20 protein-coding genes are annotated in these 17,315 nt (G+C 57.7%); 11 read left to right on the top strand and 9 right to left on the bottom strand.

Annotated features, from left to right (window positions below; translation table 11 throughout):
* The first annotated feature begins 66 nt into the window (after positions 1-66).
* On the top strand, positions 67-2,013 hold the full coding sequence (locus GKN89_RS21080; protein ID WP_154747710.1) for a hypothetical protein: 1,947 nt from the start codon (positions 67-69) through the stop codon (positions 2,011-2,013).
* Positions 2,014-2,091: 78 nt separating this feature from the next.
* Here GKN89_RS21080 and GKN89_RS21075 read toward each other — a convergent pair whose 3' ends face one another.
* Positions 2,092-2,505 (bottom strand): DoxX family protein, encoded by a 414-nt coding sequence (locus tag GKN89_RS21075; protein WP_019452262.1) that lies wholly within the window; start codon positions 2,503-2,505, stop codon positions 2,092-2,094.
* A 192-nt stretch (positions 2,506-2,697) separates the two neighbouring features.
* Between GKN89_RS21075 and GKN89_RS21070 the strand changes: the two genes are divergently transcribed.
* Both GKN89_RS21070 and GKN89_RS21065 read left to right on the top strand, forming a co-directional pair.
* Positions 2,698-2,928 (top strand): (4Fe-4S)-binding protein, encoded by a 231-nt coding sequence (locus GKN89_RS21070; protein WP_154747733.1) that lies wholly within the window; start codon positions 2,698-2,700, stop codon positions 2,926-2,928.
* 1 nt (position 2,929) lies between these two features.
* Positions 2,930-3,208: a GNAT family N-acetyltransferase gene (locus GKN89_RS21065; RefSeq protein WP_019452264.1), complete on the top strand. Its 279-nt coding sequence runs from the start codon at positions 2,930-2,932 to the stop codon at positions 3,206-3,208.
* A gap of 32 nt (positions 3,209-3,240) precedes the next feature.
* Here GKN89_RS21065 and GKN89_RS21060 read toward each other — a convergent pair whose 3' ends face one another.
* The gene (locus GKN89_RS21060; protein WP_154747709.1) at positions 3,241-3,423 is read right to left on the bottom strand and encodes a DUF2158 domain-containing protein; all 183 of its coding nucleotides are present in this window, start codon (positions 3,421-3,423) and stop codon (positions 3,241-3,243) included.
* Between the two features lie 120 nt (positions 3,424-3,543).
* Here GKN89_RS21060 and GKN89_RS21055 point away from each other — a divergent pair, with 120 nt between their 5' ends.
* A complete protein-coding gene (locus tag GKN89_RS21055) occupies positions 3,544-4,059 on the top strand; it encodes a DUF1543 domain-containing protein (protein WP_063919941.1) in 516 nt (171 codons plus the stop codon).
* On the opposite strand, the gene GKN89_RS21050 is transcribed toward GKN89_RS21055, so the two are convergent.
* Positions 4,054-4,980, bottom strand: coding sequence for a LysR substrate-binding domain-containing protein (locus tag GKN89_RS21050; RefSeq protein ID WP_154747708.1), 927 nt, complete (start codon positions 4,978-4,980; stop codon positions 4,054-4,056). The genes GKN89_RS21055 and GKN89_RS21050 overlap by 6 nt on opposite strands.
* 85 nt (positions 4,981-5,065) lie before the next feature.
* On the opposite strand from GKN89_RS21050, the gene GKN89_RS21045 reads away from it, so the two are divergent.
* Positions 5,066-5,566 carry a GNAT family N-acetyltransferase gene (locus GKN89_RS21045; RefSeq protein ID WP_154747707.1) on the top strand — a complete coding sequence of 167 codons (501 nt, stop codon included), beginning with the start codon at positions 5,066-5,068 and terminating at the stop codon, positions 5,564-5,566.
* Positions 5,567-5,636: 70 nt separating this feature from the next.
* On the opposite strand, the gene GKN89_RS21040 is transcribed toward GKN89_RS21045, so the two are convergent.
* Positions 5,637-6,371 carry a bifunctional 2-polyprenyl-6-hydroxyphenol methylase/3-demethylubiquinol 3-O-methyltransferase UbiG gene (locus GKN89_RS21040; RefSeq protein ID WP_154747706.1) on the bottom strand — a complete coding sequence of 245 codons (735 nt, stop codon included), beginning with the start codon at positions 6,369-6,371 and terminating at the stop codon, positions 5,637-5,639.
* Positions 6,372-6,471: 100 nt separating this feature from the next.
* On the opposite strand from GKN89_RS21040, the gene GKN89_RS21035 reads away from it, so the two are divergent.
* From GKN89_RS21035 to GKN89_RS21010, 6 genes are all read left to right on the top strand, one after another.
* Positions 6,472-6,924, top strand: a complete 453-nt coding sequence (locus tag GKN89_RS21035) for a GNAT family N-acetyltransferase (protein WP_080440182.1) — start codon at positions 6,472-6,474, stop codon at positions 6,922-6,924.
* Positions 6,925-7,524: 600 nt separating this feature from the next.
* On the top strand, positions 7,525-8,136 hold the full coding sequence (locus GKN89_RS21030; protein WP_195934028.1) for a DUF1120 domain-containing protein: 612 nt from the start codon (positions 7,525-7,527) through the stop codon (positions 8,134-8,136).
* A 162-nt stretch (positions 8,137-8,298) separates the two neighbouring features.
* Positions 8,299-8,937: a DUF1120 domain-containing protein gene (locus GKN89_RS21025; protein ID WP_230329020.1), complete on the top strand. Its 639-nt coding sequence runs from the start codon at positions 8,299-8,301 to the stop codon at positions 8,935-8,937.
* Between the two features lie 47 nt (positions 8,938-8,984).
* On the top strand, positions 8,985-9,620 hold the full coding sequence (locus GKN89_RS21020; protein WP_154747703.1) for a DUF1120 domain-containing protein: 636 nt from the start codon (positions 8,985-8,987) through the stop codon (positions 9,618-9,620).
* An 82-nt stretch (positions 9,621-9,702) separates the two neighbouring features.
* Positions 9,703-12,072, top strand: coding sequence for a fimbria/pilus outer membrane usher protein (locus GKN89_RS21015; RefSeq protein ID WP_370520275.1), 2,370 nt, complete (start codon positions 9,703-9,705; stop codon positions 12,070-12,072).
* Positions 12,073-12,088: 16 nt separating this feature from the next.
* Positions 12,089-12,772, top strand: a complete 684-nt coding sequence (locus tag GKN89_RS21010) for a fimbria/pilus chaperone family protein (protein ID WP_154747702.1) — start codon at positions 12,089-12,091, stop codon at positions 12,770-12,772.
* A 47-nt stretch (positions 12,773-12,819) separates the two neighbouring features.
* Here the strand turns inward: GKN89_RS21010 and GKN89_RS21005 are convergent, their stop codons facing one another.
* From GKN89_RS21005 to GKN89_RS20985, 5 genes are read right to left on the bottom strand one after another with little or no spacing between them, the layout of a single operon-like run.
* Positions 12,820-14,121: an anaerobic sulfatase maturase gene (locus GKN89_RS21005; protein WP_154747701.1), complete on the bottom strand. Its 1,302-nt coding sequence runs from the start codon at positions 14,119-14,121 to the stop codon at positions 12,820-12,822.
* A complete protein-coding gene (locus GKN89_RS21000; RefSeq protein ID WP_049242273.1) occupies positions 14,118-14,468 on the bottom strand; it encodes a DUF202 domain-containing protein in 351 nt (116 codons plus the stop codon). The genes GKN89_RS21005 and GKN89_RS21000 overlap by 4 nt, the downstream gene beginning before the upstream one ends.
* On the bottom strand, positions 14,465-14,797 hold the full coding sequence (locus GKN89_RS20995) for a YidH family protein (RefSeq protein ID WP_154747700.1): 333 nt from the start codon (positions 14,795-14,797) through the stop codon (positions 14,465-14,467). Before GKN89_RS20995 ends, GKN89_RS21000 begins: the two co-directional genes overlap by 4 nt.
* The gene (locus GKN89_RS20990) at positions 14,794-15,510 is read right to left on the bottom strand and encodes a GntR family transcriptional regulator (protein WP_015378844.1); all 717 of its coding nucleotides are present in this window, start codon (positions 15,508-15,510) and stop codon (positions 14,794-14,796) included. Before GKN89_RS20990 ends, GKN89_RS20995 begins: the two co-directional genes overlap by 4 nt.
* Before the next feature lie 54 nt (positions 15,511-15,564).
* Complete coding sequence (locus GKN89_RS20985; RefSeq protein ID WP_154747699.1) at positions 15,565-17,310, bottom strand: sulfatase; 1,746 nt, start codon at positions 17,308-17,310, stop codon at positions 15,565-15,567.
* Positions 17,311-17,315: the final 5 nt, after the last annotated feature.

Below are 17,315 nucleotides of genomic sequence, written 5' to 3'. Positions count from 1 at the left end.
TTAACGGCAGGCATTGGCGCGCCTGCCTTTTAATCATGATGCAATTGCATATCAAGGAATTTAAGCATGTGGTACAGAACGGGAAAAATTAATGTTGTCAGCAATGGGACATCCGTCGCAGGGGTGGGGACGCAATGGGCTGACGCAAAAAATGGCGTGATGCCTGGGACGATTTTGCTGGCTCCAGACAATCAACTTTATGAGATTAAATCTGTAAGTAACAACAATCTCTTTGTATTAAGTTCGCCTTATGCAGGTTCGACGGCCACTGGGCAAGATTACGCGATTATCACTACTTATGAAGGTGATATCAGCCAGTTTTCCGCAAGATTGTCAGCTTTGCTAACTTACTTTCAAGGAAGCCGCAATGATTTGATGAATTTATTGACTTCATCAGGTGATGTCACCATAGAAAAAGACGATGGGCAACGCATTATCTTGCCGGGATATAGGAAAGTGCTCGATAGCATGGATGTCACGGTTAAAAAAGTCATTAATAACACTCGTTGGAAGATGCCTGGTACGGCAAAGAACCCAGGATGGTATTTGCTTGGTGAAATCAGCAAATTTACGCAAGGTGGAAGTACGCTAAAGATCGATGTTACCGGCGGACCAGGTTATAACGGAGCTTGGATCCATAATGCGATGGCGAGTATTGTTATACGTACCGGTGATGGGCAAGTTTCGACTGTCAACGCAGCTGGACGAGCGGGGGTGACATGTTGGAACGCACTGCAAGAGCGTGCGGCGGTCATTGACGTTTGTTTGATTGAGCGAACGGCGAATATGTATGAGGTACATGTCAATCTTGGTAGCTTTATCAATCAGTGTTTCTATGAGATTTCTAGCGTAGATATGGCTATGGTCGATAACTGGAATCATGTCGCCACCAAAGATAGCGTTATACCTGAGAGCCCTCTGGGTAAAAAAGTGATTGCGAACTTGACCGATGCAACTGTCGTCGATCGTGATTATCTCGACAGCCGGTTGATTTCAAAAGGGGAGTTTGGTCTGGGAGCAGGTGCCCAGCATAAAGATGATGCTTTTCAACGAATTTACAACATGTATCGAGTGACGCCGGCCTCTGACAATGCTCCACTTCCCAACAACATTTTTGGCTGTGTCTCACTGCCGATCGATGGTGGCCCAACAACAGGGTATATGGCTGTGGGCTCATCGGGAGCACTCTTTACCGGTGTATCCAACTCGGTATCGGCGGGGAAAATCAGCTGGGGGCGAACCTTCGGTGATACCTGTTTGCCTACGGTATCGGATATTTCCAACCTGAAAGATTGGGGATTGACCTATGGTGTAACGGCAGCGAGAAAACTGGATTTTAATGATCGATACTTCTCGCGCAGAGGGATGGTAGGAACGGATCCTTTGGGGAATCCGTTCAAAGATGTCGGGACGTATTTTCTGGATGTGTATGGCTGGAAAGTCGGTCAAGAAGACACCAAAGAAAATTATCGCGCGGCGCAAACTTGTTACGGTTATGGGGTGTCGGGAAACCAGAGTGGGAAGATGTTTTTGCGTACCTGGAATGGCACCGAGTGGAGCAAGTGGTTCAAGGTTTGGACAGAGGCCTCCACGATCACGGACACCAATGGGTATCTCAAACCCGCCTCCCCGGTAGTCAAGCTCTTTGGTGATGGCCGCAGCGTATTCAATGAAGACGTTCTGGGGGTAAAAACGGAGAGGCTCAGCGAAGGGGTTTACCGCATGGCAGGGACGCTCGGATTCAATGCCGACCCAATTTGGGGGGGGATAAACGGTGGGATTGAAATCCCATTAGACAGTAACAAGCAAGCATTGATTTGGGTTGATTATCAGGTTGAAACCAATGGCGATATCATTATTCGCAGTTATCACCGTACCCACGACGGTGTTCCTGTTTTCGCGCGGAATATTAAAGAAGGGTATGTGGATGGTCAGCCTATCGACATTCCTGAGGGACGTCATATCGATCTGCGCGTACAAATGCCCGAATTCCCCATAGCGGCAGAGGTGTAAGCGAGACAACGTCTGATAGGCAGCGGAAAAGGGAGGAACGTCAATGGCAGCAGGAGCTGCCATTGACGTATCGATGAATTATTTATTAAATATTTTATAGTCCAGCGAATAACGGCCGGCGCCGGTCACCGCCAGCAACAGCAAACCGCCAATGATGCTGATGTTTTTAAAGAAGTTGATTTCGTTACCCATCATTTCCATGCCGGTCATCTTCCAGAACGGATGGCCGATAAACGCGGTGCCCAGAACATACAGGGCGAAAATGACCGCGATAGGGCGAGTAAACAGGCCGAGAATAAGCGCGATGCCGAAAATAAACTCCACCACCACGGCGATAATCGCCGCCAAATAAGGCATCGGCGTGCCATAACCTTCCATCGCCGTGACGGTCGCACCGAAGTTGACCAGTTTCATCCAGCCGAAAATGATAAACAGAACCATCAGTAGAATGCGGGACAGCAGAATTACGCCGTCTTTTGAGCTATCACCCATTTCGAACTCCTTAGCCACTGTCGGAATTATGTTGTCTTGCTGATTAAAGATTAGATCAATTTACGTTTTTTTCTAGCGGCGGCGGGCGGTTGCGCCTCTTTTTTCGGTGAGCGAGACGCGTGGTGAAGCCGGCGACATTGCCTATACTTGAGCCTGGAGCAAAAACAATAAAACAGGCAATGTGAGGCCATGATGGACGAGGAATTGACCGCAACCGGTTACCGCCGTTATTCCGGCGATAAGATTGACGTTTATTTTAACAGCGCGATATGCCGCCATTCCGCCAACTGCGTGCGCGGCAACGCGGCTATTTTTACCCTGAGCCGCCGCCCGTGGATTATGCCGGACAATGCCGACGCGGCGGAGGTGAAACGCGTTATCGACACTTGCCCCAGCGGCGCACTGAAATATAGGGAGAAATAATATGGATCTTAAAATACTGGCAGACGAGAAGCGTTTTTATATCAATGACGAGCAGGGCAAGACGATCGCCGAGATCTCTTTCGTGCCGAGCGGCGACAAGCTGACTATTATCGATCACACTTGGGTAGATGAGTCATTGAAGGGACAGGGCGTCGGCAAAAAGCTGGTGGCGCTGGTGGTGGAGAAAATGCGCGCGGAACAGCGCAAAATCATTCCGCTGTGCCCGTTCGCCAAGCATGAGTTCGATACCACACCGGCCTATCAGGACATTCGCGCCTGAGGCGATAACGGGGCGCGGCGCGCCCCGGTCATTCAGCAGACGCCGAAATCGCCGTCTTCGTGGTACAGCGCCACGTCGCTGGCCTGCACCTCCGTGCGCAGCTCTTGACCCAGTTCATTCCAGCTGCAAACCAGGGTTTCGCCGTCGATCGCCACCACGGTCATCTTTGGGCCGCCGGTGGTGCGTTGCACAAAATCACCGATATTGAATGCCATGCGTTCCTCCACAACAGATTAAACCTCATCTATTGATAACACAGAATGGCGCTGCCGTTGGCAGATGTTTCGTTATGTATTAATTTATACAGCGATTATCAACAAGGAGAGCAGAATAACATGCCGGGATTATTGATGTTTTATGTGGGCGGTACGGCGCCGGGCGCCAATATTGAGTTGCACGACGTGCAGTTTGCGGCGGCGGATCGGCCGGAAGAGGCTTACCCGCTGCTGCGTGAAAAGTGGTTTGGCGACAAGCGCAAGGTGCATGTCGACGGCTATGCGCGCATCGACTGGGCGGACGGTTACGACGTAAGCCTGGAACCTGCGCCGTTCGCCGGTGAAGAGAAGCTGTTTTTCGTCAATGTGGGCGGTTACCGCAGCGATGAGCTGGCGGAACTGCACCAGTTCGGCCTGTTCGTGGCGCGTTCCGCCGATGAGGCCAAAGACAAAGCCAAGCGGGTGTTGCTGAGGGACAGCGCGCAACAGCACAAGGATGATCTGGCCGAAGTGGACGACTGCCTGCTGCTGCAGGCGCTGCAGGGCTACCACGTTCATCTGCGGGCCAACCCGCATGGCAAACCGGCCCGGCCGCTGTGGCAGGGGTATCTGCCGATCGGCGAACCGGCGTTATAACGCCGCCAGCGCCTGCAGCTGTTGCCGTAACCAGCGGCAGGCCTCCGGTCTGCCGTTCTTACGGTGCAGGTAGATTTTGATCTGATACGACGGCACCGGAAACGGCAGGGGGTGGACATCCAGTACCGCCGCCTGGCGTAATTTTTGCGCGGCGTAGCGCGGCATGCTCATCACCAGTTCGCTGTCGGCGACGATGAACGGTGCGCCCAGCAATGAAGGCGTGCGAATGGCGATATCGCGTTGCAGCCCCAGTTTGTCGAGCTGATAGTCAATGACGCCGCGCTGCTCGTTCCACGGCGTCACCACCAGATGGCGCGCCCGCAGGTAATTTTCCAACGTCAGTTCGCCGTATCTTGCGCTGAACGCGGGCGAACAGATCGCCACATACTCATCCTCCAGCCAGCTCACCTCGTCGATCTCCGGGTAGCTTTCGCCGTCAGTTTCGGTAAAGCCCAGTGCGAAATCGATGCGCCCCGCCAGCAGATCGTTCAGCGCCACTTTGCGCTCGGAATAGCGCAGCTGAAATGACAGCCCAGGCGCCAGACGCTGCATTTGCGCCATCAGCGCCGGAAACACCGCGAAGGCGGTGTAATCGGTAATGGCGAAAGTGAAGCTTTCCCGGCTTTCGGCAGGGACGAAGCGCGGGCGCGGATGCAGCCCTTTAGACAGCAGCGCCAGGCTTTCGCTGACGGTAGGAGCCAGGCTGTCGGCATACACCGTCGGGTGCATGTCGTTGCCGACCCGGTAGAACAACTCGTCCGCCAGCGCCTTGCGCAGCCGGATCAGCGCGTGGCTCAGCGCCGATGCGCTGAGGGCCAACTCTGCGGCGGCGCGCGTCACCGACCGCAGCCGATACACCGCTTCGAACACCAGCAGCAGGTTGAGATCGAGACGTTTCAAATCCAGATGCATGATATTCATTACCTGTTGATGAAAATGCAGTTCATACAGTATTGGAGGCGCTATATGCTGGCAAGCACAGTCATCAATACACTCAGGATTCACCATGACCATTGAGATTTACCCGGCGCAAAAAAGCGATGCCAAACTGATTCTGGATATGATTATCGAGCTGGCGGTGTACGAAAAGGCGCGGGAGCAGGTGCTGGCCAGCGTGGAAGATATCGAACGCAGCCTGTTTGGACCGGGCGCCTGTTCCGAAGCACTGATTTGTACGGTGAACGGCGAGCCGGCGGGCTATGCGGTGTTCTTTATGAGTTACTCCACCTGGCTGGGTAAAAACGGCATCTATCTGGAAGATCTGTACGTGGCGCCGAAGCATCGCGGCGCGGGCGCCGGTAAAACCCTGCTGCGGCACATCGCCCGGCTGGCGTGCGAGCGGCAGTGCGGCCGCCTGGAGTGGAGCGTGCTGGACTGGAATCAACCGGCCATCGATTTCTACCTCAGCATCGGCGCTCAGCCGCAGGGCGAGTGGGTGCGCTATCGCATGGAGGGCGAGGCGCTGACGCACTTCGCGGCGCACGGGGCGGCGCTGCCGGCGCAATAGCCGTTGGGGGGAGGCGGCCTCCCCAAATTTGGCGGTGTTAATGGTGTACTGCGGGTAAATCAGGCAAGCATCAGGCGGGTTTGCGGGCGGCGAGAATGAAGATCATCGGGCGTTCCTGCTCTTCGTCCAGCGCCGGATTAGCGGCGATTTGCTGCGCGCTGGGGCCCCATTCGTTCAAATACGCAATGATAAACCCTTGCTGCGCCAGCGGATTGATATAGCTGCCGAGCGTGCGGTGCTGCTTGATGACGCCTTCCGCCAGCCAGTTGGAGACGCGCTGGCCTTCCCGTTGGTAGCCGTTGACCGGCCAGGATTTCTGCCCGTTGCCGTCGGTCAGCCAGCCCTGCTGCGCCGGGGCGGTGTAGATCGGGTGCTCGGCGGTGAAGATAAACTGCCCGCCGGGTTTCAGCGCGGCGTAAACCGTGGCGAACAGCGCGGCCAGATCTTCCAGGTAGTGCAGCGTCAGCGAGCTGTAGACCAGATCGTAACTTTCCGGTGGCAGCTGCAGCTGCGCCAAATCTTGCCGACGATACTCGATGTCCGCGTCGGCAGTCATCTCCCGCGCCCTGGCCAGCATCTTTTCCGAGACGTCCAGCCCCAGTACGTTGGCGGCGCCCTGTTCGCGCGCGCTGCGGCAGAACCAGCCGTAGCCGCAGCCGAGATCGACCACGCTTTTGCCCTGTAAATCCGGCAGGATGCGGCGGATGGCGGGCCATTCCGGCGCGCCGTCCAGGCCATGCTGCGAACGGCTGAGCTGCGCGTAGCCGTCGAAAAAGGCCTGATTGTCATAGATGTTTTGCGTCATGATGACTCCTTGGAATGAACGATGGCGGCGGAATGCCGCTGCCATACTCTGCATATTGCTGCATAATTCTACGCTGACAATATCGATAACAGGAATGACGATGGACATGATTTCGGTGCGGCAAGCGCCCGAGCTGGCGCCGCGCGCCATTGCGTATTTTCAGCGGCACTGGGCCACGGCAGAAACGCTGATGATGTATGAAGACGCCATCAACCGCAGCCTCGGCGCTGCCAACCCGCTGCCGCAGTGGTACCTGCTGATGGAAAATGACCAGATCCTCGGCTGCGCGGGGCTCATCACCAACGACTTTATCAGCCGTGGGGAGTTGTATCCCTGGCTGTGCGCGCTCTACGTAGAAGAGACGCAGCGCGGCAGGGGATACGGCGCCAAACTGATTGAGCATGTAGCGGCGGAAACCCGCCGGCTGGGCTTCCCGCAACTGCACCTTTGCACCGATCTGGAAGGGTACTACGAGCGTAATGGCTTCGTTTATAACGGGCTCGGCTATCACCCCTGGGGCGAGGCCTCGCGGGTCTATTCGCGGGTGCTGTGAGCCGCCTGCCATTTGCCAGGCTGGCCCGGCCGCTATCCGGGGGATGGGTTACGCTGGTGACTTCAGTTTTGCTCTGTCTGCTACGCTCGGTGTTTCCGGTGCGTCTGAGTCGGGGCGGTTTTGGTTGGTCGTATATTATCATTCATTTTTTTAATTTAAATTAAATGATTCATCTGGTTTATTATTTATGCGGTTTTTCGGGTTTGATGTTGTATATATATGGTTATTAATGGTGGCTGGTGTTGGTTAATCATTAATTAAATATAATTATCATGGGTGTTTATCTGTGGGGTGGCGCATTGCCGCTGTTTTTATGTTGTTGTTCTCTGCGTTTTTGTTATTTATCTTCCTATATATTCTGAATTTTCCTTCATATTTGGCTTTATATTTCAATTGGCTTCGTAGGGCGTTAGATTAGCATCTCCCGTGTCAGCGACGACAACGATGCGGGTAAAACCGTGCCAAGAAATAAAAACTGATGGTTATCTAATGAGAAAACGTTTATCGCCTCTGTATCAGGAGAGGCGGGAACTATTTATCTCGTCGATGGCTTGCGTAATTGCAAGCGTGCGGATTAATGGGAATGGAAACCACGCTGGGATGAAAAAGAGACTGTTGCAAACAAGCCTGATCGCTTTATGGGTTCTTTTTTCCGGTCAACTTATCGCTGCGCCTTCGGCTGAGTTGAAAGTATCAGGAAAAATAAAACATTCAGGATGCACCGTTATCGCCGGTAATGACGGCGTTTATGATTATGGCGCCGTGCGGGGAGGTACTCCGGGTGAGGCGCAGAGATTACCGACCTTGAAACAAACCTGGCAGGTACGCTGCGAAGGCGATGCCTATCTGGCCATCATTCCGACGGATAACCGAGCGGCCAGCCGCAACGAGCCGGATCTGCGCCGTTTCGGGCTGGGCAATGCGCCGGATGGGCAACCCGTTGGCTATTTTCTGCTGGGGCTGTCCCACTCTGCCGTGAATGGCACGCTGGCTACGTTGCGTTCACGCAATGCGTCAGTGCCGCCGAACACTGAAGCCGCGCTGATTTCCGGTGAGCGTACCGATTGGTTGCTGGCGGATGCGACGCGCGCCGCCGGCCAGACCTACACCATGGATATTTCAGTGACGCCGATTCTGACCGCCAATATCCCCGCCGCCGATAAAGTGGAGCTGGACGGCTCTGTCACGTTGAATTTCGTTTTCGGGCTCTGAATAACAAGCAACAAGTGCGCAGCGTCCATTCATGCATTGTTTTTACGCCAGCATGGGTAACGACAACGAATTTGAGTGGGCACAATGGGGATTTATCCCCGCTTAACATCCCGTCATCTGTTTTGAACGGGATAATATTAACTATGAGTATGGATATTCATGATGAAAAAAACAGTAATCTCTGCAAGCATCGTCGCTGTCATGATGATGGCGAATCAGGTCTCTGCGGCCTCCATGTCGCCGGAACTGAAAGTAAAAGGGCAGATGGCGGTGCCATCCTGTGAGGTGTCCATCACCAACGATGGCGTGTTCGATCTGGGCAAGCTGTCGAATAAGATGATTAGCTCCACGGCGGCCACGGCGTTGGCCAAATCGCAAAAACAGCTGGTCGTTAACTGCGAAGCCGAAACCTTCCTGAACTTCACCGTGGTCGATAATCGTGAGGGGACCGCCAGCGCCACCGGCGGCGCCAACTTTGGCCTGGGCAGCGTCAATGGTGCCGGCAAGCTCGGTTATTATAAGGTCAACGTACTCAACCCCGCGGTTAATGCTTCGGTTTCGGCGTTGTTCAGCGTGAAGAAAGGCACCACGGCGTTCACCACCGTCAGTTCGGCCTATATCGATAAAAACAACGTCACCGGCTGGGCAAAGTCGGGCAACGTACAAAACAGCGGCAAGCTGTTTACCGCCATGCTGGAGGTCGAACCTTATCTGGCCTCTTCCAAAGACATGAATGGCCCAATTACCGACAACGTAAAGCTGGATGGATCTTCCACCCTGAGTTTTGCGTACGGCATCTGAGTGCCTGAAAAGTTATTTGGATTGTAGCGATATAAGGATATCGACTGATGAATAAAATTGCGTTGCGCATGTTGGTGGCTTCCACGCTGCTGGTCGCCGGGGGCAGTCTGGCCGCCGGCCCGACTGCGGAAATCAAAGTGGTGGGAGAGCTGGTGGCGCCGGTCTGTGAGGTGTCACTCCCTAACGACGGGGTTTTTGATTACGGCAGCATCAGCCATACGAAAATCAGCAGGGACAAAGCGGTCAGCCTGGGGGTAAATGGTAATGGCATCATGGAGGTAAAATGCGATGCCGAAACGCCGATGACCTTCAACGTTATCGACAACCGCCTGGGCACCGCCAGCGAGGCGGGAAAAACCTTTGGTCTCGGTAGCGTCAATACTACCGGCAAGCTGGGGTTCTATGCGATAGCGGTCTATCACCCACAGGTTGATGGCAAACTCGGTCGGCTGTTCGTGACCCAGGACGGTACTATCACCTCCCCAACGGGTAGAGTACAACTCGAACACGGCAAGCGCGTAGGTTGGGTTTCAAATGACGATACGCTGGCCATCGGCAAGACCTTCACTGCATATCTTAATGTTGAAGCCTATCTGGCCAAAAGCGGCGATATGCATGGCGGTATCGGCGAAGATACCCAGCTGGACGGCTCCACCACGCTGGATTTCGCGTTCGGACTGTAATGTCTGATGGATAACGCAAGGGGGAGGGTTCTCCCCCTTTTTCTGAATCAGTCGCTCCCGGCATTAACCCAGAGAAGATGACGTGTCTATCAGGCAAAGGGCATCGGCGTTGCTGTTTTTGTTGGTCTGGCCGATGACGAAAACCGCCGCTGCCGGATTTGATGTTAAAACCCTGGCGCAGCTGGGGTACAACGCGGATATTGCCGAATTTTTCAATACCGCCCGGTTCTTGCCGGGCGTGCACCGGGTGACGCTGGAGGTCAATGCGGCGCAGCGTTACCAGGAAGAGGTGCGTTTCGATTCGCAGGGGGCGCTGTGTCTGGATGAACGGCTGGCGCAGACGCTGCGTCTGCGGGTCACGCCGCCGCCGGGGGCCTGCGAACGTTTCGCTTCGCACTGGCCGCAGGCGGTGGTGCAGGTGTTTCCCGGCGCCTTTCGGGTGGAAATCACCCTGCCGGAGGCGGCGTTCGATGCGGACAAACTGCGCAGCGAGCAGTCGGGCGGCCATGCGGTGCTGCTGAACTACGACCTGTACGCCAACCGGCGTCAGGGGCGCTACGGCCATCAGCAGACGCTGCAGGCGATGCTGGAGCCGGGCGTCAACCTGCGTAACTGGGTGCTGCGCAATCGCTCAAGCTACAGCAACGACGAGAGCGGCGGTCGGCTCGAGGTGTACGAGACCTCGGCGAGCAAAGACTTTCCCGGCTGGGGTGCGGTGGTTCAGCTCGGCGAGTTCAGCGCCGGCGGCGCGCTGAGCGGCAACGTGCCGCTCAGCGGTGGGCAGTTGCTCTCCCTTGAGGCCGGCGCGCCTGATGCGGCGCTGACGGTGCCGCTGCAGGGCAGCGTGGCGAGCCCGGCGACGCTGGAGGTCAAACAGCGCGGGCAGGTGATGTACCGCACCTTGCTGCCGGCCGGGCCGTTTTCGCTGAGCGAGCTGGGCCCGGTGGCGGCCGGGGTGGAGGCCGAGGTCACGCTGACCGAAACCGACGGGCGGCGGCAACGCTTTACGGTCACCCCCGACGCCGGCGACCCGGCGGGCCGGGCGGGCGGTTATCGGCTGGCGGCGGGGCGTTACCGGCCCTACGGCGCCGGGCGTGAGGGCGCATCGCCGCCGGCGCTGCTGCTGGGGGAGCAGGAGTTCCGTCTCGGTCGGGGGCAGATAACGGCGGGCGGGCTGCTGGCGCGCACCTACCAGCGGCTGGGCTGGCAGAGCAGTGTGAGTGACGACGCCGGCAACTGGCTGTCGGGCGGCGCGACCTTCACCCGTGGCCGGCAGCCCGGCGTGCAGCTGGAGGCTCAGGGGCAGGTGGCGCTGGGACAACATCTGGCGCTGTCGCTGTCGTCGCAGTACCGCACCGAAGGTTTTCGGGACGCGGATGAAGGGTTAAACCCACCGGCAGAGGCGCAAGAGACGACCCGGCTGCGCTACAACGGCGGGGCGGCGCTCGCCTGGCACACCCTGAGCGCCGGGGCGCTGACCTACTCGCTGTCGCACGAGCGCTATTACCGCGACAGCCGGCGCAGCTGGACCCATGCGCTGGCGTACGGCGTCAGCCTGGGAAGGGCGACGCTGAGCGTCAACCTGCAGTCTTCCGCTTACGACCGCGCGGCGGTCTACGCCGGGCTGAGCCTGCCCTGGGGGGCGGGCAGCGTCAGCAGCCGCCTGCAGGCGCGGCGCAACAATCAGCTGACGCTGGGCGGCAGCTGGCAGGGGCCGGTGAGCGAGCGGCTGAACGGCTATCTGGACGTGACGCGGGACGCGGACGGCGAGTACCAGGGAGCCGGCAATCTGAACGGCGAGACGGCTTATACCCGGCTGGCGCTGGGGGCTTCGCACAGCGGGCAGGGCAGTTCCTCGCTGTCGCTTGCATCGTCTGGCGGGCTGGGGGTGGCCAACGGCACCTGGGTGACGTCGCCGCAGCGCATCGGCGACACCTTCGCGGTGATGAGGGTGGCGGGACAGTCGGGGGTCAGGATGTCGGGCGGCGGCAGCGGCATGACGGATTTTGCCGGCGACGCGCTGCTGCCGATGCTGATGCCTTATATGCCGCTGCGCGCGCAGGTCGATACGCTGTCGCTGCCGCTGAACCTGCGGCTGGACAGCACCGAAGCGGTGTTCGAGCTGGCGCGCGGCACGGTGGCGGAGCGGCGTTTTCGGGTGACCGAAGTGCGCCAGCTGCTGCTGACCCTGCGGGATGAGAGCGGCACGCTGCTGCCGACCGGGGCGTCGGTGCACGACGAGCGGGGGCAGCTGCTGGGTACGCTGATAGGCGAAGGCAACCTGATGCTGGTGAACGACGATATCGGCAAGGCGCTGCGGGTGCGGCGGCTGAACATGAACGAATGCGTGGTGAGTTACGTGGTGCCGGCGGCGTTCGACCCGTCGGTGCTGTACGAAGAGGGCGATGCCGTCTGCCGTCCGGCGGGCAGGACCGATAGCGATAATGGATGAAAGGAGAACGGCAATCATGACGATAAAACGGAGTCTGGCGCAGTTGCTGGGTGGGCTGTGGTTGACGCTGGGGGTGGTGCATGCCGCCGGGGCGTCGTTTCAGCTGGAAAGCATGGGCATCGTGCTGGAAGAAAACCCGGGGCGGGTGAACTTCAGCATCAGGAACAGCTCGTCGGAGCCGATACTGCTGGCGACGAAGGTGGAGGATTTGGATGGCAAAGGGTTCAGCAAGGCGGTGCTGCTGTCGCCGCCGATAGCGCGCATCGAGGCGGGGCAGAGCCAGCAGGTGAACTTCGTGCTGAAGCCGGGGACGGCGCTGCCGCACGAGGTGATGCTGAAGGCGTCGTTCGAGGGGATAGGGCAGGCGGTGGACAACAGCGCGCGGATGCCGGTGCGTCAGAGCATCGGGCTGATATTGCAGCCGAAATCGGTGGCGGTGAGCAAGACGCCGTGGGACGACCTGCGGTTGAGCGCGGCGGATGGTCGGCTGACGCTCAGCAACGGCGGGTTGCACGTGGTGCGGCTGGCGCCGCAGCTGACGCTGCAGCCGTCGGGCAAGGTGGTGACGCTGGAGAACTACTACCTGATGGCGGGCGAGACGCAGACGCTGGCGGTGGAAGGGCGACCGACGTCGGTGGTGATCACGCCGCTGAGCCGCTACGGCTTCAAGCAGGACGCGGTCACGCTGGCGGTGAAGTAGCGTGATGCAAGTTAAGGGGCCCGGTGACGTTTACCGGGCTTTTGGGCTTATTTTTTCGCACCGCAACACTTCTTATACTTTTTACCGCTGCCGCACGGGCAGGGAGCATTGGGTTTGGCGCTGCCGGCGCCGGCCCGCTGTTCCTGAGCCAACGCGTACATGATGGCCTGTTCCGGGTAGCCGTTGGCGAGCAAGTCCTTCATCACGTTCATTTCGCGAGAGATATGCCTGAAGAAATGCTTGTATCCCGGGCAGAGATAGTTATGCCCAGGATGACCGGACGGCGACACGGCGAAGCGGTGTTTGGGGCAGCCGCCATGGCAGACAAACCTGAATTCGCATTGGCGGCAATCCGGCGTTAGCGACGTCTTTTTCGCGCGGCCGAACGTATGTGCCTGCTCGCTGTTATTTAAGGTGCGGATATCTTGCTGATGAATATTCCCCAGCCGATGCTCCGGATAGACGAAGTGATCGCAGTTATACAGATCGCCATTGGCTTCCAGAGCGAAGGCGTGCCCACAGGTTTCGGCGAATACGCACAGCACCGGCGGCTGATCGCACCAGGCGGAAAGCGCCACGTCAAACATCTGTACAGAGACGTGCCCGACATCCCGCCGTACCCAGATATCGAAAATCTGATTGAGAAACTCGCCGTATTGCCAGGCAGGCACTGTCCAGGGCGCCAGCGTGGCGGCGCTTTCACCCGGCATGACCAGCTTCAGCGCGGCGCTCTGCGCCGTGCTCAGGCGTTCAACCAATGGAATGAATTGAATATGGCGAGAGCCTGCGGCCAAAAGAAATTCGTAAACCTCGCGCGCCTGGCCGACGTTATGCTTACCGACGACGGTGAGCGTGTTGAAGTCGACGCCGTGTTCTTGCAGCAGAGTGAGGGCGGCCAGTACCTGGGCATGGGTGCCTTTGCCCGAACGCGAGGTGCGGTAACGATCGTGCAGCGCTTGTGGGCCGTCGATCGATATGCCGATCAGGAAGCGGTGTTCGGCGAAAAAGCGCGCCCACTCATCGTTCAGCAATAGCCCATTGGTTTGCAGCGCGTGTTGAATGCGCTTGCCGCCGGCATATTTTTGGCACAGTTCAACGATGCGACGGAAAAAAGGCAGCCCCATCATGGTGGGCTCGCCGCCCTGCCAGGAGAACATCACCTGCTCGCCATCCTGAGCTTGGATATGCTGTTGAATATACAGCGCCAGCGTTTCATCTGACATGCGCCAGTTCTGCTGGCGTTCGGGATAAAGCGCCTCTTTTTCAAGATAAAAACAGTAGGTGCAGTCGATGTTGCAAACCGATCCGGTGGGCTTCGCCATCACCAGACAACCGTGGGTAGCCGTCATTGAATACTTCCTTCCGATAACAGCATGAGCGCGCTGTGTAGCGCGAGACCCAGCGCATTAAACAAGAGGGCGAGGCTGAGCAATCTTTTAAACCACGCCGACCAGACAAGCGGGAGCGCCATCGCGCCCATCAGCGATTTTTGCCGAACAAAAGAGCCAAATACCAACAGCATCGCCACGAAAAAAGAAGCGCAGCCCAGTGCGGCGAGCACATATTCTTCGCGGTAAAGGCCGGTACGCGCGGTGATAAGCGCCAGCAGCAATAGAGAGAATGCGGTTCTCTGCCACGCCAGCGCCGTTCTTTCCGGCTGCAGGCCAGGATCGCGCTGCGGACAAGCGGCGTTCATGGCCGAACCAATGTGGCCAGCGTCAGCAATATCCCTGCCGCCAGGCCCGTGCTGAGCCAAATCAGCAGGCGTGGATAGCCTAAGGCTTGTTCATGCCGCATCGCTTTCTCGTTGCCCGCCCAGCGATGGTAGGCGTAGCAGGCCAGCGCCGCCGCCGTAAGCGCCAGCGCGATGATCAACACCTTCAGCGATGTTGAGTCCGTCAACTGATCCAGGCCGACGGCGGCGGCCATAAAGGTCAGCGCGGTGCGGATCCAGGCCAGAAAGGTGCGTTCATTGGCTAATGTAAACCGGTAATCCGGCGATTTTCCCTGCGTCCACCAGCTCATTTGCTGTTCTCGACGATGTATTGATAGTAACGCGCGATATGCTTGGCGATGGTGTATTCCACCAGTAGGCCCTGCTCGTTGTACCCTTTGCGGGTTTTGACCAGCAGCGGCACCGAGGGGGAAACGCCGAGGATTGCGCAGTCTTCCGGCGTCGGCAGTTCGGCCGTGATGATGTCCTCGAAGGCATCGATGTTTTCGTTGTGCTGTTCCAATGCGCAGTACAACCCTTTTTCCAGATCCGACAACGTCAGCGTGTTTAAACGCGGGGTCAGATAGATATAGTTGACCTGCGCCGGTTCCTCGTTTTGGCGGTAAATGGTGCGCGTCAGCAGTAGCGCGTTGTCGGCGTCGAACAACTGCGCGATAGGCTCCGGCGGCTGCACAGGGGCCAGGGACAGATTGTTGCGTGCTATCGCCTCCGTTTGCTGGCCGTCGATCAAGCTGATGCGGGTCTTGACGCTCTGCTTTTCCGATGTGCTGATGACCATGGTGCCGATGCCGGCCTGACGTTTGACCAACCCTTTTGCGACCAGTTCGGCCAGCGCCCGCCGCGCGGTGATGCGACTGACGCCGAACATTTCTTCAAACTCGGCTTCTGTCGGCAGTACGTCGTTCTTCCGATATTCGCCGTTTTTCAGCTTCTCCAGCAGGATGTCATACAGCTGGGCATACAGCGGCTTGGCGCCGCGCGAGTAGTCCAGTTCTTGTCCCATCGTTAATTTTCCTTCTGTTCTGCAGTCGCCCCGCCGAAAGGGCGGGGCGACCTCTCAATCAAGCCGCATTTCCAGCGCCAGTTTATAAAACACGCTGGCGTGCTGTTCAGGTGGGACTTCTTGCTGCACGAAGGCCCACAGATCGGCGGGGGTCCATGAGGATTTGGCGGAAGCATTCAGTTTATCAATTATTGCCGTTTGATGAGTGCCTTCCAGATGTTGCGTCAGGGCCAACATACCGTAGCGCAGTTGCGGCGCATAATCTTTGAATGCCGGCACCCAGTCTGGATCGGCGCCCAGCAGCGGAGAGGCGGGATCAGACAATTGGTAGCGTGCCCAGAGTTCCGGCGGCGCGTCGCTTTGTTCCAGCATGCAACGGATGGCGGATAGCAGGCGTTCGGCGACGGCGGCGTCCCGGCACTGACGATCCTGCTTCGGATTTTCCGCCAGGTCATACAGCCGGTGCCCGAAGCGATCGGCACCCCGGGTCATCACCGAAGAAGCGGGGATGCGCAACACCTGGCAGCCCTTGGTGAAACGGAATCCCGGATGCAGCGTCATGTGCCGGAGTTCTTCAGGGGACAGCCGGCGGTTGATGCTGGTGGGCATCAGGGTGTATTCGAACAGGTTCTCGGCGCCGTGTACCTGCGGTGAACGCATATAGACATAACGGCCGTCGGTAATGTTGATATGGCAGCCGTGGTAGCCGAACAGCGCATAGTCGCGTATCGGCGTATCGTCGCAAATCGCCGGCACCAGAGAGGCGCCTTGCATATCCGCCGGCTTGTCCAGCTTGAAGAAATCCAGCAGCGTGGCGGGAATGTCGATGGTTTGCGCCAGCGCCTGCCGCGCTTCGCCGCGATAAGGGTGCTCGGGATGCCAGATGAAGAAGGGGATATTCGCCACTTCGTTATACAGCGGCATGATATTTTTGCCCCACCACTCATGCTCCCCCAGCAGGAAACCATGGTCGGTGTTGACGATCAGCAGGGTATCCCGCCATAAATCGTATTTGTCCATGTAGTCCAGGACCTTGCCGACATAGGCGTCCACCATGGTCAGCAAGGCCAGGTAGTACTTCTGAATGGCGTCCTTGCGTTCTTCGCTTTCGGTGACGAAGTAATAGGGCGGCCAGCCGTCGAAAACGCTGGCGTCGTCAATGCCGTACATCCGCAGGTATTTTTCCGGCACGAAAAACGGCTCGTGGGGATCGAAGCACTCCAGTTGCAGGAACCAGTTATCGGCCGCGTGGTTCTCGTCGATGAACGCCAGGCCTTTCTGGATGGTTCTGGCCAGCGGATGATCCTGCTCGTCCTTCATAAACTGCACGTTAATTTGATGTTGCGTGCGGCTGGCGATGCGGCGCTGTTTGATCTCTTCCGGCTCGCCGGATTCATAATGATAAATCGGCTTGTCGACCACGCCCTTCCAGGAGTCGCCCTCTTGCCCGCGCACGAACTCATAGGTGTTGTAACGGGAGTGGTAGGTGGCGCCGCCGTCGCGCCAATAATGTTTATGGTCGGTGACCAGATGGGTGTGGATACCGTGCTTTTTCAGAATTTCCGGCATGGAGTCGTCGAAGGGCTCCAGCGGCGACCAGGAGCGGTGCAGGAAATTGTAGCGGCCGGTATGGATCTCGCGTCTGGCCGGCATGCAGGGCATGCTGCCGACGTAGAAATTGTCGAAACGCACCGTTCTTTCTTTCAGCCGCTGGAAGTTGGGCGTGATGGCCCGGTCGCTGCCATAGGCGGACAGCAGATGCTTGTTCAGTGAATCGAACATCAACATGATGGCTTTCATTTTTT

Source organism: Serratia sp. YC16, assembly GCF_009707615.1.
GTDB classification, from domain to species: Bacteria; Pseudomonadota; Gammaproteobacteria; order Enterobacterales; family Enterobacteriaceae; genus Serratia; species Serratia surfactantfaciens.
This window is presented reverse-complemented; position numbering and strand designations above follow the sequence as displayed.

Excerpts from the sequence above, each read along its gene's own strand:
- GKN89_RS21030 (WP_195934028.1), top strand. The coding sequence starts at position 7,525 with ATGAAAAAGAGACTGTTGCAAACAAGCCTGATCGCTTTATGGGTTCTT.
- GKN89_RS21000 (WP_049242273.1), bottom strand. The coding sequence starts at position 14,468 with ATGAACGCCGCTTGTCCGCAGCGCGATCCTGGCCTGCAGCCGGAAAGA.
- GKN89_RS21005 (WP_154747701.1), bottom strand. The coding sequence starts at position 14,121 with ATGACGGCTACCCACGGTTGTCTGGTGATGGCGAAGCCCACCGGATCG.
- GKN89_RS21050 (WP_154747708.1), bottom strand. The coding sequence starts at position 4,980 with ATGAATATCATGCATCTGGATTTGAAACGTCTCGATCTCAACCTGCTG.
- GKN89_RS20995 (WP_154747700.1), bottom strand. The coding sequence starts at position 14,797 with ATGAGCTGGTGGACGCAGGGAAAATCGCCGGATTACCGGTTTACATTA.
- GKN89_RS21040 (WP_154747706.1), bottom strand. The coding sequence starts at position 6,371 with ATGACGCAAAACATCTATGACAATCAGGCCTTTTTCGACGGCTACGCG.
- GKN89_RS20990 (WP_015378844.1), bottom strand. The coding sequence starts at position 15,510 with ATGGGACAAGAACTGGACTACTCGCGCGGCGCCAAGCCGCTGTATGCC.
- GKN89_RS21070 (WP_154747733.1), top strand. The coding sequence starts at position 2,698 with ATGGACGAGGAATTGACCGCAACCGGTTACCGCCGTTATTCCGGCGAT.
- GKN89_RS21045 (WP_154747707.1), top strand. The coding sequence starts at position 5,066 with ATGACCATTGAGATTTACCCGGCGCAAAAAAGCGATGCCAAACTGATT.
- GKN89_RS21010 (WP_154747702.1), top strand. The coding sequence starts at position 12,089 with ATGACGATAAAACGGAGTCTGGCGCAGTTGCTGGGTGGGCTGTGGTTG.
- GKN89_RS20985 (WP_154747699.1), bottom strand. The coding sequence starts at position 17,310 with ATGAAAGCCATCATGTTGATGTTCGATTCACTGAACAAGCATCTGCTG.
- GKN89_RS21055 (WP_063919941.1), top strand. The coding sequence starts at position 3,544 with ATGCCGGGATTATTGATGTTTTATGTGGGCGGTACGGCGCCGGGCGCC.
- GKN89_RS21020 (WP_154747703.1), top strand. The coding sequence starts at position 8,985 with ATGAATAAAATTGCGTTGCGCATGTTGGTGGCTTCCACGCTGCTGGTC.
- GKN89_RS21075 (WP_019452262.1), bottom strand. The coding sequence starts at position 2,505 with ATGGGTGATAGCTCAAAAGACGGCGTAATTCTGCTGTCCCGCATTCTA.
- GKN89_RS21035 (WP_080440182.1), top strand. The coding sequence starts at position 6,472 with ATGGACATGATTTCGGTGCGGCAAGCGCCCGAGCTGGCGCCGCGCGCC.
- GKN89_RS21060 (WP_154747709.1), bottom strand. The coding sequence starts at position 3,423 with ATGGCATTCAATATCGGTGATTTTGTGCAACGCACCACCGGCGGCCCA.
- GKN89_RS21080 (WP_154747710.1), top strand. The coding sequence starts at position 67 with ATGTGGTACAGAACGGGAAAAATTAATGTTGTCAGCAATGGGACATCC.
- GKN89_RS21065 (WP_019452264.1), top strand. The coding sequence starts at position 2,930 with ATGGATCTTAAAATACTGGCAGACGAGAAGCGTTTTTATATCAATGAC.
- GKN89_RS21025 (WP_230329020.1), top strand. The coding sequence starts at position 8,299 with ATGAAAAAAACAGTAATCTCTGCAAGCATCGTCGCTGTCATGATGATG.